Here is a 14,986-nt window from a genome sequence, read left to right on the forward strand (position 1 = left end):
AAAAACTTTAAACTCCCGGATCAAATGATTTACTCTGTAACACTGGATCGTAGTCCAACAGAGATAAGTCTTTAAAACTGCTGCTGTCCATAAACTTGACTATCTGCAGTAAGGAATCGACAAAATCTATTTTTTGTGTACCAAGGGTGTCTTTATTAAGATATAGTATTGTTGATTGTTCAATAAGTAATGAAAACATGATCCCTTCTTTTAAGTCCATTATATCGTATGAAAAAGAGATAACACCTTTCTCTTTGGCAATATCTGCTATTTTTTTGACACATCCGTTCACATTAAGTATATATATAGCGGATGCTTTCGTATCTTCTGAAAATTTTGAGCACTCTACAAAGTTAAGAGTATAGCTATATGTATCCAGATAGCCTTTATATTTTAAGTCAATATATTTTCCTATCTCCAATGCGACATTATAGTCACTGTTATTATAGACGATCGTATAAACTATCTTACCGTCTATGAGTTTATTATCTAATTTTTTATCCAAGAGCAGGATCTTAGGAAAAATAGATGCTTGCGCTTTAAGCAATACATCATCATAGTTATGCGCAAAGGCTAGACTAACAAGAGCTAAGTAGATGAAGAGTATTCTTTTCATCTAGAACTCTTTCTTTAATGTTATCAGGAAGTTTCTGCGCTCTTGTTCATAATCCTCTATATATGTATGTGGAGGAGAGGCATAGGCGACTCTGGCATCAAAGATATTTTTAACACTCAAAAGCAGACTATAGTCATATTTTCGGTTTTGATATCCAAGTGAAGCATCTAAAGTGGCATAGGCATTGAGCTTATCGCGTGTATCACCGGGTGCTCTGTCTTTTTCACTGACATATTTTGCAACACTGCTAAGAGATAGGTTCTCATTGAGATTATAGATATAGTACCCTTTAGCCAGATGATGTGAGACGTTTGGCAAAGAGTCATTTACTGCTTGATCTTTTATATGAGATGAACCGGTCACGTATGAGTAGTTTAGATATAACTTATCTACAGATGAGAGATGTCCTTTATATTCAAATTCAAAACCATATATATCCGTATCCCCGACATTTCTATATACAGGATCAGTAGCTGAATTATATATTTGATTTTTATTAAGAAGATAAAAAAGGTTTGTCTGCAGATAAGAGTCGTTTGAAAACTTTTTAATGTAAGCGAGCTCAAAAGCATCTACTTTTTCCGGTTCTAGATCCTTGTTCCCGACTCTTGCAAGATTGTTTTTGGTAAACATCTCCTGCCATGACGGGTTTCTATGTGCACGGCTGTATATAGCTTTAAAGATGTTTTGCTGGTCGAGTCTGTAGACCATAGAGACTCTAGGTTCAAGACCTGCATCTTTATATGAGGTCTGTTCATAGTTGATACCGTATATGAAGCTGAGGTCGTCGTTAAACCAAAATTCATCCTGCAGTGAGAGGATAAGGATGTCCCGTTTGGCATCCTTATCAAAAAATGGCAGTGTATCGGTATAATCGACCAATGCGACATCACCGGTGGACCTGTTTGAAAGTTTTGAGATCATATCTACGGTCTCTTCTCTTATGATGCGGTATCCTGTGGTAATGATATGATCATCCAGTCCATAGTATTTTAAATAGGTAGATTGATACAGAGTCCTCTGCTTGGCGATATGCTCTCCGTATATCCCGTTAGGAAAAATGATGCCGCTGAGGTTAAGATCATCCGGACCCAGTTTTGAATAGGAGTCAAAGTTATCGTATTTTACACCGGCCTTGATGTCAAACTTATAATCGTTTATCTTTTTATCATAGCCTAGTTCGAGGTAGTAACTTGGCAGTTTTAATCTGTCACTTTTTTGCGGCAGTGCCAAGTTTATGCCGTAGGCACTTCCCTGTTTATGTTCTAATATGCGGGCTTTAACGGAAAAATCTTTATATTTCATATTAACACCAAGAGAGTAGTCCTCAAGCCATAGCGGTGCATCGCCGGACTTTGAGAGTCCGATATTTGCCAAACCTAATGCTCCTTGTGAAAGTCCGTCAGGGCCTGCAGGAAGCTTTTTATCATCTTTTTGATAGTAAAAATCTACAAATAGCTTTAGATCATCGGTCTTTAAAGTTTTTAGAAAACCTCCCATCTTGTAGTCGTATGAACCGTATTTAAATACGATGCCGTCTTTTGACTCAAATCCTTTAAAGTCTTCTGCATAAGTTATGACATTGATGGAACCGGCATAGGCATTGACCCCGTTTGTCTTGCTTCCAGGACCTCTTACGACCTCGATCCTTTTGATCATCTCTATAGGCATACCGAGGTATTCCGAGTAAGCATCAAGAAAAAGATTGTTGACAAGCACATCATCTATAAAAAGTTTTGTCTGCCCGTATGCAAGTGAGTTTGAACCGCGAAAAATAGGTGTCTGGATATTACTGTTATCTGTAGCCATGTCGATGCCGGGAACGAGTTCTATCGCTTCTTTTAAATTTGAGACACCGAGTTTTTCAAGCTCTTTTCCTTGAAAGACAGAGATGATGTAGGGCTGGTATTTCTCATTCTCTTTTGTGACTGTCGCGACTTCATTGAAGTGTTCCATATCGTTAGATATAGAAGTGATGATGTCGTCCATCTTCGCATCCAGATTTGAGAGGCTCATGAGTAAAAACAGACTGCTTATGAGTTTGGCTTTACTAAAACAGTTCTTACATAACATGTCGTTTCTCCCAATATCTGATCAGTTCCGGATTGTCTTCGCCTAGCTGCTGTGTGTATAAAACGCATGGATAACGAAAGCCGAACAGATCATGAAGTTGTTGTTCCGCTAAAGTGTGGTAATGTACTTTATAGATCTTCAGGAGTCTTAGAAATGCTTTTTCAAGTGAACCGTAGCTGTACTCTATACCCAGCTCTTTCATTTTGGAATACATAAACTTTTTTGCTCCCTCTATGATGATCTTTGTAGTTTTAAGATCTCTGTACTTGGCATCTACAAATATTCTCGACATTTCGGCAAGTTTGTCTCTTGAAAAGATCTCTTTGTTAAAATGCATACTGTTCTCTGTGGGGTATCCGACGGGGGAGTTATATATCAGTCTAAGTGTGGCGCAGACTTGGTCTTTATCATCTATAGCTGCAAAATGAACAGCATAAGGATCGTATTTATCGTGTTCTTCATTATCATACAGGTTTGAGATTTTTAAATATTCAGGATAGATTTCAGAAAGAATCTTATACCTGAAAGCATAAACTTGTTTTAACAGATCACCCTCTTTGACTTCTAAAAAAGTAAAACTCAAGATATCCCCTTTATTCGCTAAAAACGAACTTGTTTGAATATGACCACTCTGTTGAATATAACCTTTTACTTCTAAACATAATAGTAAATAATAACCTATTTTTTTCTTATAAATTTCATAAGTTTTAACATAAAATCAAAAAAATATGATAAAAATAGAGAAAATTCAAGCTGACACGCTTAGTTGTAGAAACTAGATTTTAAACCCATAGCACTCTTAATGATATGAGTGCTATAACATAATTGAAGACCCAGTAAAAGGAGTTTTCATGAAACGGATAATCAGTATTTACACTGAACATAAAAACAGTGTACAGTTCTATATTCGTACGACAATGGAAAACTTTCATCCTACCTCATGTGATGAGAGGGACCTGCGCCGTTTTTTCGAGTTTGAAAAAGCCGCAGAGTTCATCTATTCCGTTGATGATACTTATATTCAGACAAGTCCAAGTTACGGTAGAAAATATATTGACGAAAGTCGTGACGGGACGGATAAGTCTTTTTATTTTAAATGGGTGAGTTTTAAAGATGAACCCATCCACATAAGCAATCCGTACCTTCATCACATCACGGGACAGCCAACATTGACAGCTGTAAAACGTCATAATGACGAGTATGTAGTAGTGGATTTCGATATGTTGAAGCTGCTTGCAGAGCTGCGTCTTATAGAACATAACGGTGCATTTGCAAAGATCAATACGTATGTCTTAGGCGGCGGCGGGGTATTACTTGGAATCGTATCTATCTTTTTGATTCTGTACGGCGGGTATATCTTTTTCGCTATGCTTATAGACAACAGTACGGGAAAAGATGTGATGCATGAGATATTTACCTCTATCATCTCCATCACCATAGGACTTGCGATCTATGATCTGGCAAAGACCATTATCGAAAACGATGTTTTATTTAAAAAATTTAACTACGGTAACGATCTGCAGAACAAGACTCTTAGCAAGTTCTTGACCTCTATCATCGTAGCGCTCTCCATCGAGTCTTTGATGGCAGTGTTTAAGATAGTGTTAGATGATTACAGCAAACTGATAAACGCGTTTTACCTGGTACTTGGAGTCACACTGCTCATCGTCGGAACAGCGGTATATAACAGGCTTTCAAGATCGGAGAAGTAAATAGAGTTTAGTATAGAAGCACAAGCAACATTATCGACTTTGTCCTTCCATAGCGTTTTCCTTTTGTTAAAGTCGTGTTAGTGTATTATGACATTATTATTAATTTAGAAGGATTAGAGAGTGGCATCGGACATAATTGTAGATAAGATGGACGTTTTTGCAGAAAAATTTGAGGGAATCGACCTTCATGGCAAGAAGATCACAAAAGCGGAGTTTGAAGATTGTACTTTTATCTCCTGTGATTTTAGTGAAACTTTTTTTTCTTCGTGCAAGTTTATCGGATGCCGTTTTGAAGACTGCAATTTAGGTCTAATGAAGCTGACCAATACAAAGATGGGTGATGTTGATTTCGTGTCGTGTAAAATGATCGGGATAGATTGGACGATGTTGGACTACAAAAGTCTGCTCGCCACTGATCCTCTGCGATTTAAAGAGTGCATCTTAAACGATAGCAATTTCTTTGGTTTGACATTGGAGGGAGTTGTGATGAAAGAGTGCCGCGCCAAAGATGTCGATTTTAGCAATGCAAAACTTCAAAATGCAAATTTTACAGGCAGCGACTTCAAAGGTGCACTGTTTGCCAATACATATCTAGAAAATGCCAATTTTACAGACGCTCAAAACACTTCCATCGATATACGTTCCAATCACCTTACAGGTGCAATTTTCAGCCGTTATGAGGCACTGTATTTGCTAGAGACAATGGGTATAGTCTTGGTAGATTGATGAAAATAACGAGAACCTCTTTTGAAAAAGACAGCACGGGTGAACATGCCGAACTCTTCTTACATGTAAGAGATTTCATAAAGATATGTATAGGAAATGATGCCAAAGAGAAATACAGCGAAAATATCACGACCTTGTACTCAAAAGAGGGCGGATTCTGCTACATACGTGTAAAAGAAGACTACATACACCTCGGCTGGTTCAGAGGCAGACATATAGACGATAAGTATAATCTACTCTTTGGAAAAGGCAAAACCATAAGAGGACAGAAAGTCTATAAGCTAGATAAGTCCACACGCAATGCCATAAAACACTACGTCCATGAGACTTTGATGTTTTTATTTGAGCATAATGCGTTGATGAAGTTAAGAAGCTGTAACATATAAGTAGTTAAATTTATGGAGAAATATAAATGTATGAAATTCATATCAAACTAAAAGACGATTTAGAAAATGCTGATTTGTGGTTAGAGATAATAAATCAGTGGATACAAAATAATAAAGATTATTTGGAAGAAAATGATTTTAAAGATGCCGCTTATTGGCATAATGAAATGGCAAATATAAGTTGTCTTGTTGGTGCAATATGGAAAATAGGCGGTGTCGCTATCTCTGAATACAGCGTTGATAAAAAAGGTAAAACAGATTTAAGTAATAGAGCAGATTTGTACTTTTCAAAAAATAAAGTTAGATATATTATTGAAGCAAAATATATTAGAAATCAAAATATTAACATAACATCAGTGATGGATATGGCTCGTAAAGAATGCAATAACATACAGGAAAATGAATGTAAAAAAATGGGAATGGTATTTGTGTCTCCTAACGAAAATCAGTCAATTACATTTGATGATTTTGATTACGATATTAATGTTATGTTTAAAATAAATGGAAATAAAAAACCTGATTATGAAGGAAAAGTTTATAATACGGTTTATTTATTTGGTAAATATATAGCATTAGAAAAATAAACCTTTAAGGCAATAAAAGCTAAACTTTTACCAAACAACCGTTTGGGAAAAGTTACTATGGCAATCAAAAAGACATCACGGGAAGAGATTTTAAAAGGGGCTATCAGGCTTTTTAAGATTCGTGGGTATTACAACACTTCTATGGCGAACATCGCCGAGGCTTGCGGGCTGATAAAAGGGAGTATTTACCACCATTTTAAGAGCAAAGATGAGATCGGTTTGGAGTCTTTGAAGTACATACACCACTATTTTTCAGAGCATATTTACGCCATTGCAGATAGAAGTGATTTGTCAGATGATGAAAAAGTCAGACTCTTTGTAAAGAAAACGGATGATTACTTTTTGCATAGTGAGGGTGGTTGTTTACTTGGAAATTTAGCGTTGGAAGTGTCTGCTGAGAACCTGGAGTTCAAAGAGGAAATAAAGTCCTATTTTACGAATTGGGAAAATGCCTTGGCTAAGATATTACAAAACAAGTACGCCAATAATGAAGCTCATTTATTGGCAAAAGAGTATGTAGCTTTGACGCAGGGTGCCATCATGATGATGAACCTTTACGGTACTTCAAAAGATTACTTACATGTAGGAGAAAAGATTATCGGCTTGCTCCGGTAATTTTTTTTGTTTTATTTAATCAAACAATCGTTTGGTTGTTAAAAAAAGGAAGAGAATAATGAATGAAGAGTTAAGAAAACCGTTGCCTCCATTTGATATGGAAGGGGCTGTACAAAAAGTTAAAATGGCTGAAAACGCTTGGAATCTAAAAGATGCACAAAAAATATCGATGGCTTATTCGTTAGATAGTCAGTGGAGAAACCGTGATCTATTTTTAATCGGTCGAGATGAAATCGTTTCATTTTTAAAAGTGAAGTTTGCAAAAGAAATTGATTACAAGTTATGTAAAGAACTATGGGCATTTACAGATAATAAAATAGCCGTAAGATTTGCCTATGAATGGCGTGATAAGAAAGGGCAATGGTATAGAAGCTATGGTAATGAGAACTGGGAGTTTGATGAGAAAGGCTACATGCAAAGGCGTATAGCGAGTATCAATGACTTGCCGATAAACGAAAAGGAAAGAAAATTTCTTTGGGACACAGAAATACGACCTGGTGACTATCAATCATTGAGTGAGATGGGATTATAGTAAAAGACAGATTGACAAAGTTACACAATCTAAATACAATATATAAAGTTCAACAGAAGGAGTCATCATGCGTTTTTTAGTCTTAGTGTTGTTTCTTTTAAACATCTCATATGCGGGTAATTTCACTCTTTTAAGTGACGATCTAGGTGGTCAGTTTACCATCAAGCAGGTCTATAATGGGTTTGGATGCAGCGGGGAGAACATCTCTCCTGAGCTTCGATGGAAGGATGCGCCTGAAGGGACGCAGAGCTTTGCGATAACTATGTACGACCCTGATGCTCCGACGGGAAGCGGATGGTGGCACTGGATCGTGTTTAACATACCAAAAGAAACGACGAGTATCCCTGCCAATGCAAGCAGATTAAAACTGCTTCCAATCGGTTCAATGGAAAGTGTAACAAGTTATGGGGTCGGCGGTTTCGGCGGTGCTTGTCCTCCTCGCGGAGACAGAGCTCATAGATATGTCATCACGGTCTATGCACTTGATGTCGATAGATTGGATCTAGGTATAGAATCTACTCCGGCACTAGTAGGGTACAACCTAAACGCTCACGCAATACAAAAGAGTTCTATTATCTCCTACTATGGCAGATAACAAGATACTGCAGATATATAAGTCTCTGTACGAAAAGTACGGAGCACAGGGGTGGTGGCCGTTTATCAATGACGGCGGTTACCATCCAAAGAAGTATGACTTTCCAAAAGACGAGAATCAAATCTTTGAAGTCTGTCTTGGCTCCATCCTGACACAAAACACTACCTTTACCTCGGTCGTAAAATCCCTGCAAAATCTCAATGCTATGGAGTGTTTAGACTATAGATGTATCAAGAAGATGCCTTCAAAAGAGCTAAAAACTGCCATACGACCCTCGGGGTATTTCAACCAAAAAGCCGCGTATATACTAGAGTTTATAGATTTTTTTGAAAAGCTGGATGGCAGGACGCCATCGCGCACGGAACTCTTACATGTAAAGGGTGTCGGACCTGAAACGGCTGACTCAATCCTGCTTTATGCCTACAACGAGCCTGAGTTTGTCGTCGATGCCTATACAAAGAGGATGCTCATTCATCTTGGTCTGATAGAAGAGAGTGCAAAATATCACGATATCAAAGAGCTTATGCAGCAAGAGATACAAAAAGAGGTCAAAGAGGCAAAAGAGCTTGTCGTCCTTTATCAAGAGTTTCATGCTCTCATAGTCGCACACGCAAAAAGATGCTACTCCAAAAAGCCTTACGGAGTGGGGTGCTTTTTAGATATAATTTCATCAAAAAAAAGCAGAGATTGATGAGAGAGTTTTATACACAAGTTGAAGATGGCGATTTAGTCAAGATAGAGGTCGAACTTGAAGCACAGCAGATGATAGATGAAGTAGAGTTTTACCCTTGGCTCTACACTGTGTTTATAAAGCTGAAAAATCCTCTGCCTAACGGTCTTGCCGATGAGGATGAAGAGGATTTTCTTTTCGAATGTAAAGACAGACTCGCAGTAAAGCTTGAAGATAAAGAGAAAGCTGTCTATGTCGGTTCTAAAACGACTGCCGGCTGGTACGAACTCTACTTTTACCTGCAAGACCCAAAAGGGATCGAAAATCAGACCAAAGATATCTTAAACGCTTTTGACTACAAGTTTGAGAGCAATGCTGTAAAAGACAGAAAATGGAACCTTTACGAGACAAGCCTTTATCCGAACCTTCTACAGTCTCACCATATACAAAGCCGTCAGATCATAGACGAACTTGTAGAAGAAGGCGATGATATTTCAAAGCCTAGAGAGGTCGAACACTATGTGCTTTTTCAGACTGCATCGCTCAGAGAGAAGTTTGTAGCTTCACTGCAGGAGCACAACCTTACATGTAAGGATGAGTTCGAACGTGATGCCGAGGAGTATGAATACGGCATAATAATACCCGTCGTGCAAGCTGTAGATGCAGAGACAATGAACAAGACGACAGATATGTTTATGGAACTCTGTACAGAAGGTCACGGTTACTATGAGGGTTGGAGTACATCAATGTCGGATGAGCAAAATTGAATCGAATTTTTAGAGTAAACGGCATCATTTACTACACTCTTGCACTCTTTTTAAATGCCTTTACGGACCTCGGTCATAAGATCATCATCCAAAACACTATCTTTAAGATATATGACGGTAGTGAGCAGATAGTGCTTACCGCCATCGTAAACGCGATGATACTGCTTCCATTCATCCTTCTTTTTACACCATCAGGGTATCTAAGCGACAGATTCGCTAAAAACGTCATCATGAAGTACTCGGCACTCTTTGCTGTTTTCATCACGCTTGGCATAACTGTTTCATACTACATGGGATGGTTTTTGAGCGCATTTTTCCTTACCTTTTTACTTGCACTTCAAAGCGCGCTTTATTCGCCTGCAAAATACGGGTACATAAAAGAGCTTGTCGGCATCAAACTTCTCACGGCCGGTAATGCACTTGTCCAAGCTACGACGACAGTAGCGATCCTTGGCGGGATCATCTTTTACACCATACTTTTTGAGATGAATATCACCCCGTCATTTGTAAATGAAGGGGACATCTTAAAGATGGTCGCACCTCTTGGCTGGCTCTTGGTCATAGGCTCGATCATAGAGTATATCTTTACAAGCAGACTGCCAAACAAGATGATGATGCAGAGCCAAAATATTTTTAATATTAAAAAATATGTAATCGGATATTATCTGAGAAAAAACTTGATGATAGTTGCTAGAAAGCGTGATATCATCGAGTCTATCGTGGCATTGTCCGTCTTTTGGTCTATCTCTCAGGTCGTACTCGCCATCTTTGGAGCGTATGCAAAAGATACCTTGCAGATAACCAATACCATCTACGTTCAAGGTGCTATGGCACTAGCCGGCATCGGCATCATCGCAGGCTCTGTTTTGGCTTCAAAGTTTTCAAAATACTATGTCAATATCGGGATGGTTCCCTTTGCTGGGTTTGGGCTGAGTATGATGGTCCTGCTGCTGCCGTTTAGCTCATCATTTTTAGAAGTAATAGTGCTTTTTATGCTCTTTGGCGTGTTTGCAGGACTTTTCATCGTTCCTCTAAACGCGTACATACAAGAACTTGCTCCACGTGTGCATCTTGGGACCATACTTGCAGGTAACAACTTCATCCAAAATATCTTTATGTTTTTCTTTTTATCGGTCACGACAGTCTTTGCATATTTTGGGATGAATGTGGAAGTCCTCTTTTATATCATGTTCTTTGTCGGTCTTATTATGGCTGTTTATATGCTCCGCCGTCACCTTATCATGTTCTTATGGTTCCTGTTCGAGTCTATCTTGGGATTTCGTTACAAGTTCAAGTTTCATGGAGTCGAGAACATTCCGCATGAAGGCGCGATACTTTTTATGGGGAACCATATAAGCTGGATAGACTGGATCATAATGCAGTTTCCTATCAAAAGGCGCGTGTCGTTTATGATGGAGAAAGATATCTACCATTGGAGGTTTTTTCATAAGCTCTGGAAACTTGGAAATGCCATTCCTCTTTCAGTCAAAGCGAGTAAAGATGCTTTTTTGGAAGCTAGACGCCGTATAGCCGATGGAAAATGTGTCGTTATCTTCCCTGAAGGTCAGATAAGTTACACCGGAGAGATGGGAGAGTTCTATCGCGGGTATGAATTAATCGCAGGTAAAAGTGAAGGTGTTATAATTCCATATTACATCGGCGGTATGTGGGGAAGCGTGCTTTCACGCAGTAAAAAACGACATAATGAGACAGGCGGTCTTTTTAAACGCCATATCACCGTTATATACGGTAAACCGATACCGCTTGACACAAAAGTGGAAGAGATCAAAATAGAGCTGCACAGACTAAAGGAAAAATATGAAGCCAAATAAACCGAAATATACACTATTTAAAAATGCGACTTATGCGATGGAGGGTTTTATCGAGATAACAAAGCATGAGAGCTCTTTTAAACTGCAGCTGCTTCTTTTTGTAGTTATGAACATCATCGCATGGGTGATTGATATCAGTTTCCTGCATAGTGCTATGCTTTCACTTTCACTCTTTATTCCGATCATCGCAGAGGTCACGAACAGCGCTATAGAACGTGTTGTCGATCTTGTCACTGTCGAGCATCACATCATGGCAAAACGTGCCAAAGATGCAGGTGCTACGCTTGTTCTACTAAGCCTTGTCCTTACAGGATGTATCTGGCTTGTCGTCCTTTTAGTATCTTTTGATATAGTCTGATTTTCGTTACTTACTTGTAATAATCGAGATGTAGAATCTCGGTCATGAACTATAAGTCAATATTTGTATCAGATATCCATCTTGGAACACGTTTCTCTCAGGCTGAAGTTTTTTTGGATTTTTTAAAAGATACGGAATCCGAAAATTTAATCTTTGTCGGTGACATCATCGACGGTTGGGCTATTAAGCGAAAGTTTAAATGGGCGCAGTCGCACTCCGATGTTATTCAAAAAATTCTCCGTAAAGCCAGAAAAGGCACAAAAGTCCACTACATCACAGGCAATCACGACGAGTTTTTAAGAGACTTTATCCCTCTTTTCTTAGGCGATAACTTCGAGATATCAAACGAGATGGACTACCATGCACAAAATGGCAAGCGTTATCTTGTGACGCACGGGGATTTCTTCGACAGTATCACGATGACGAAAAAATGGCTGGCGATACTCGGTGATATAGGCTATGACTTCACGCTTTACTTAAACCACCATCTCAACAACATAAGAAGACTTTTTGGCATCAAGAAACACTGGTCTCTTTCAAAGTATGTGAAGGACAACGTCAAAAGCTCCGTAAGCTTTATAACGAACTTCGAAGATATCCTCAGCGAACATGCAAAACGTCAGAGCTATGACGGTGTCATCTGCGGGCATATTCATAAAGCGGAGATAAAAAGCATAGATAGGGTAGAATACTTAAACTGCGGTGACTGGGTAGAGTCGTGTACGGCAATCGTCGAGCACCATGACGGCAGATTTGAGATCATACATTGGTTGGACAGATGAAAGAGATAACATTAGCCCTTTCAGGCGGTGCCGCACGCGGTGCTTACCACTTGGGAGTCTTACAGTTCATTGAAGAGAACGATATCGAGGTAAAAGCGATCAGCGCGACATCCATCGGGGCTATCATCGGTGCCAGCTGGCTGAGCGGAGTGAGCGCAAAAGAGCAGCTTGCTATCTTTAAATCAAAAGAGTTCAAAAAGATCTTTAAATTTAATTTCTTTAGAAAATCGATCTATAAGATAGACACGGATGCAAAGATTCTGGACAGACTGGTATTAAAGAAAAACATTCAAGACCTTGAGATCCCGTTTTTTGTGACTGCCGTTGATCTTAACAGCGGACAGAACATCTATTTTGACAGCGGGGATATCAAGACTCTGTGTTTTGCATCGTCAGCGCTTGTACCGATATTCGCACCTGTGAAATACAACGGGTACAGACTGGCTGACGGCGGGTTCATAGATCATATACCGACACAGCCTCTGCGCTCGTTTCCTTTTGAGATAGTTGGGGTCAACCTTCACCCCATATATGCGAGCGAGACAGAACAGAGCATCTTCAGTTACATCAAAAGGGTCCTTTACATCAGCATGTACAGAGACAGTTACGATGCAAAGCTCAACTGCGACATCTATATAACATCCAAAAAGCTGCTCAAGTACAGTATTTTTTCTTTTAGCCATTTTGATAAACTGTTTGAACTTGGGTATCATGATGCTAAAGAGAAATTTAGTTCAAAATTGTAGTGTTTAAATGCTATAATTTTATAGATAATATTAATTAGGAATGAATATGGCAACAACATTGATTATAGGCGCTGGCGGAGTAGGCCGCGTCGTAGCACACAAGTGTGTTATGAATAAAGAAGTATTTGGTCGTATCGTGCTTGCGAGTAGAACTCTGGGTAGATGTAAGACGATCCAAGAAGAGTTAAACGGTGCTATCGAGATAACTACGGTCGATGCCGACAAAACAGAAGAAGTAATAAAATTAATCAATGAAGTTGGTGCTGATATCGTTATAAACGTGGCACTGCCATACCAAGACTTGGCTATCATGGACGCATGTATCGCGACTAAGACACCATATCTTGATACTGCTAACTATGAACACCCTGATGAAGCGAAGTTTGAGTATAAACTTCAATGGGAAAGAGACGAGAAGTTCAAAGAAGCCGGGATCATGGGACTTCTTGGTTCAGGGTTTGACCCGGGTGCGACAAACGTGTTTTGTGCATATGCTCAAAAACATTACTTTGACGAGATCCATACGATCGATATCCTTGACTGTAATGCGGGTGATCACGGTTATGCGTTCGCGACAAACTTCAACCCTGAGATTAATCTTCGTGAAGTAAGTGCAAACGGCCGCTACTGGGAAAACGGTGAGTGGATAGAGACAAAACCTTTAGAGATCATGCAGGTCTGGGATTATCCGGAAGTAGGACCGAAAGACTCTTACCTTCTTTACCATGAAGAGATGGAATCTTTGGTTCAAAATATTAAAGGACTTAAACGTATCCGTTTCTTTATGACATTCGGTCAAAGCTATATCAAGCATATGGAAGTTTTACAAAACGTGGGTATGCTTGGGATCGAACCTGTCGAACACCAAGGGATGAAGATCGTGCCTATCGAGTTCTTAAAAACACTGCTTCCTGATCCGGCAAGTCTAGGTGCCCGTACAAAAGGCAAGACAAACATCGGTATCGTCGCAGAGGGTATCAAAGACGGTAAAAAGCGTAAGATCTATATCTATCAGGTAAAAGACCATGAAGAGTGTTACGCAGAGACGAAAAGCCAAGGTGTTTCATACACTACGGGTGTTCCTGCGATGATCGGTGCAAAACTGATGCTAAAAGGTATCTGGAACGGAAAGGGCGTGTTCAATATGGAACAGATGGACCCGGATCCGTTTATGGAAGAGATGAATACTCAAGGTCTTCCATGGCAGGTTAAAGAGCTGTAAGGCTCTTTGTACACTGTTTTGTACTTTGCTCTCATAAATTTCATCTTCTCAGGCTTAATAGGTATAGTCGGCATCAAGACCCTGCGAAAAGTAAGTTCGCCAAATGAGGTCATATTTGCCAGTCTTCCTCTACTTTTTGCAATACATGAGTTTACTCAAGGCTTTGTCTGGCTTGGAGTTTATGGCTATATAGAGCCAAGAGCACTTGAGATAGCAGAGAGCATCTTTGTATTTTATGCTCAAGGGTTACTGCAGTTTATCGTTCCCTTAGCTATCTGGATGATAGAACCTAAAGGGGTGCGTAAAGACCTTATAGCGATGCTTATGATCATGGGTGCACTGCTTTCTGCATACACTCTGTGGGGTCTTAGCTTTCAGCCGACAAGTGTGACTTTAAAAAATCATCTGCTTTATTACGTAAATCCTACGACGGACCAGCACTGGGTAGGCATCATCTATATACTGACGACCTGCGGTTCTTTGATACTCAGCAGAAACATCTCGATCCAGCTTTTTGGATGGTTGAACCTGCTTGGGATCAATCTTGTGTACTGGACCATGCCGTATGCACTTACATCACTCTGGTGTCTTTATGCCGCAGTCGTAAGCACAGTCTTATACCTCTATTTTGTCAAGCGCCGTATAGAGTTTTTAGAGATGATCAAAAGAAATGAGAGTCAGTGGGGAAAACAGTTCGATAGTGAGCTGGAAAGACTTGCAGAGCGTTATCCAAACTTTATAAGCAAGATAAAATAAAGAAAAATGATACA

18 protein-coding genes are annotated in these 14,986 nt (G+C 39.4%); 15 read left to right on the forward strand and 3 right to left on the reverse strand.

All coding sequences use genetic code 11. The annotated features are described in order from the left end of the window. Positions 1-7: 7 nt before the first annotated feature. The 3 genes from WCX87_RS05180 to WCX87_RS05190 are packed head-to-tail and all read right to left on the reverse strand — an operon-like array spanning position 8 to position 3,272. On the reverse strand, positions 8-616 hold the full coding sequence (locus WCX87_RS05180) for a hypothetical protein (RefSeq protein ID WP_345980982.1): 609 nt from the start codon (positions 614-616) through the stop codon (positions 8-10). Then, positions 617-2,689, reverse strand: coding sequence for a TonB-dependent receptor (locus WCX87_RS05185; RefSeq protein WP_345980983.1), 2,073 nt, complete (start codon positions 2,687-2,689; stop codon positions 617-619). After that, a complete protein-coding gene (locus WCX87_RS05190) occupies positions 2,679-3,272 on the reverse strand; it encodes a GNAT family N-acyltransferase (protein ID WP_345980984.1) in 594 nt (197 codons plus the stop codon). The genes WCX87_RS05185 and WCX87_RS05190 overlap by 11 nt, the downstream gene beginning before the upstream one ends. Positions 3,273-3,540: 268 nt before the next feature. Between WCX87_RS05190 and WCX87_RS05195 the strand changes: the two genes are divergently transcribed. From WCX87_RS05195 to WCX87_RS05265, 15 genes are all read left to right on the forward strand, one after another. Then, a complete protein-coding gene (locus tag WCX87_RS05195) occupies positions 3,541-4,401 on the forward strand; it encodes a hypothetical protein (protein WP_345980985.1) in 861 nt (286 codons plus the stop codon). A gap of 120 nt (positions 4,402-4,521) precedes the next feature. Then, the gene (locus WCX87_RS05200) at positions 4,522-5,127 is read left to right on the forward strand and encodes a pentapeptide repeat-containing protein (protein WP_345980986.1); all 606 of its coding nucleotides are present in this window, start codon (positions 4,522-4,524) and stop codon (positions 5,125-5,127) included. Further along, positions 5,127-5,513: a hypothetical protein gene (locus WCX87_RS05205; protein ID WP_345980987.1), complete on the forward strand. Its 387-nt coding sequence runs from the start codon at positions 5,127-5,129 to the stop codon at positions 5,511-5,513. The genes WCX87_RS05200 and WCX87_RS05205 overlap by 1 nt, the downstream gene beginning before the upstream one ends. A gap of 26 nt (positions 5,514-5,539) precedes the next feature. Next, positions 5,540-6,097, forward strand: a complete 558-nt coding sequence (locus WCX87_RS05210) for a hypothetical protein (RefSeq protein WP_345980988.1) — start codon at positions 5,540-5,542, stop codon at positions 6,095-6,097. Positions 6,098-6,154: 57 nt separating this feature from the next. After that, entirely contained in the window at positions 6,155-6,712 is a 558-nt protein-coding gene (locus WCX87_RS05215; RefSeq protein WP_345980989.1) for a TetR/AcrR family transcriptional regulator, read from the forward strand. Between the two features lie 58 nt (positions 6,713-6,770). Continuing rightward, positions 6,771-7,244, forward strand: coding sequence for a nuclear transport factor 2 family protein (locus tag WCX87_RS05220; protein WP_345980990.1), 474 nt, complete (start codon positions 6,771-6,773; stop codon positions 7,242-7,244). Between the two features lie 67 nt (positions 7,245-7,311). Further along, on the forward strand, positions 7,312-7,839 hold the full coding sequence (locus tag WCX87_RS05225) for a YbhB/YbcL family Raf kinase inhibitor-like protein (protein WP_345980991.1): 528 nt from the start codon (positions 7,312-7,314) through the stop codon (positions 7,837-7,839). After that, positions 7,829-8,530, forward strand: coding sequence for an endonuclease III domain-containing protein (locus WCX87_RS05230; RefSeq protein WP_345980992.1), 702 nt, complete (start codon positions 7,829-7,831; stop codon positions 8,528-8,530). Before WCX87_RS05225 ends, WCX87_RS05230 begins: the two co-directional genes overlap by 11 nt. Continuing rightward, on the forward strand, positions 8,530-9,276 hold the full coding sequence (locus WCX87_RS05235) for a DUF695 domain-containing protein (protein WP_345980993.1): 747 nt from the start codon (positions 8,530-8,532) through the stop codon (positions 9,274-9,276). The genes WCX87_RS05230 and WCX87_RS05235 overlap by 1 nt, the downstream gene beginning before the upstream one ends. Next, complete coding sequence (locus tag WCX87_RS05240) at positions 9,273-11,108, forward strand: MFS transporter (protein ID WP_345980994.1); 1,836 nt, start codon at positions 9,273-9,275, stop codon at positions 11,106-11,108. Before WCX87_RS05235 ends, WCX87_RS05240 begins: the two co-directional genes overlap by 4 nt. Further along, positions 11,095-11,466, forward strand: a complete 372-nt coding sequence (locus tag WCX87_RS05245) for a diacylglycerol kinase (protein WP_345980995.1) — start codon at positions 11,095-11,097, stop codon at positions 11,464-11,466. Before WCX87_RS05240 ends, WCX87_RS05245 begins: the two co-directional genes overlap by 14 nt. A gap of 44 nt (positions 11,467-11,510) precedes the next feature. Next, the gene (locus WCX87_RS05250) at positions 11,511-12,248 is read left to right on the forward strand and encodes a UDP-2,3-diacylglucosamine diphosphatase (RefSeq protein WP_345980996.1); all 738 of its coding nucleotides are present in this window, start codon (positions 11,511-11,513) and stop codon (positions 12,246-12,248) included. Beyond that, positions 12,245-12,994 carry a patatin-like phospholipase family protein gene (locus tag WCX87_RS05255; protein ID WP_345980997.1) on the forward strand — a complete coding sequence of 250 codons (750 nt, stop codon included), beginning with the start codon at positions 12,245-12,247 and terminating at the stop codon, positions 12,992-12,994. Before WCX87_RS05250 ends, WCX87_RS05255 begins: the two co-directional genes overlap by 4 nt. 46 nt (positions 12,995-13,040) lie before the next feature. Next, positions 13,041-14,216, forward strand: a complete 1,176-nt coding sequence (locus WCX87_RS05260; protein ID WP_345980998.1) for a saccharopine dehydrogenase family protein — start codon at positions 13,041-13,043, stop codon at positions 14,214-14,216. A gap of 18 nt (positions 14,217-14,234) precedes the next feature. After that, complete coding sequence (locus WCX87_RS05265) at positions 14,235-14,972, forward strand: DUF6629 family protein (protein ID WP_345980999.1); 738 nt, start codon at positions 14,235-14,237, stop codon at positions 14,970-14,972. Positions 14,973-14,986: the final 14 nt, after the last annotated feature.

It is taken from the genome of Sulfurimonas sp. HSL3-2, from assembly GCF_039645965.1.
Lineage (GTDB): Bacteria > Campylobacterota > Campylobacteria > Campylobacterales > Sulfurimonadaceae > Hydrocurvibacter > Hydrocurvibacter mobilis.

Bases quoted from the DNA above. Each gene is read 5' to 3' on its own strand.
- WCX87_RS05180 (WP_345980982.1), bottom strand. From the start codon at position 616: ATGAAAAGAATACTCTTCATCTACTTAGCTCTTGTTAGTCTAGCCTTT.
- WCX87_RS05185 (WP_345980983.1), bottom strand. From the start codon at position 2,689: ATGTTATGTAAGAACTGTTTTAGTAAAGCCAAACTCATAAGCAGTCTG.
- WCX87_RS05195 (WP_345980985.1), top strand. From the start codon at position 3,541: ATGAAACGGATAATCAGTATTTACACTGAACATAAAAACAGTGTACAG.
- WCX87_RS05205 (WP_345980987.1), top strand. From the start codon at position 5,127: ATGAAAATAACGAGAACCTCTTTTGAAAAAGACAGCACGGGTGAACAT.
- WCX87_RS05210 (WP_345980988.1), top strand. From the start codon at position 5,540: ATGTATGAAATTCATATCAAACTAAAAGACGATTTAGAAAATGCTGAT.
- WCX87_RS05215 (WP_345980989.1), top strand. From the start codon at position 6,155: ATGGCAATCAAAAAGACATCACGGGAAGAGATTTTAAAAGGGGCTATC.
- WCX87_RS05220 (WP_345980990.1), top strand. From the start codon at position 6,771: ATGAATGAAGAGTTAAGAAAACCGTTGCCTCCATTTGATATGGAAGGG.
- WCX87_RS05225 (WP_345980991.1), top strand. From the start codon at position 7,312: ATGCGTTTTTTAGTCTTAGTGTTGTTTCTTTTAAACATCTCATATGCG.
- WCX87_RS05230 (WP_345980992.1), top strand. From the start codon at position 7,829: ATGGCAGATAACAAGATACTGCAGATATATAAGTCTCTGTACGAAAAG.
- WCX87_RS05235 (WP_345980993.1), top strand. From the start codon at position 8,530: ATGAGAGAGTTTTATACACAAGTTGAAGATGGCGATTTAGTCAAGATA.
- WCX87_RS05245 (WP_345980995.1), top strand. From the start codon at position 11,095: ATGAAGCCAAATAAACCGAAATATACACTATTTAAAAATGCGACTTAT.
- WCX87_RS05250 (WP_345980996.1), top strand. From the start codon at position 11,511: ATGAACTATAAGTCAATATTTGTATCAGATATCCATCTTGGAACACGT.
- WCX87_RS05255 (WP_345980997.1), top strand. From the start codon at position 12,245: ATGAAAGAGATAACATTAGCCCTTTCAGGCGGTGCCGCACGCGGTGCT.
- WCX87_RS05260 (WP_345980998.1), top strand. From the start codon at position 13,041: ATGGCAACAACATTGATTATAGGCGCTGGCGGAGTAGGCCGCGTCGTA.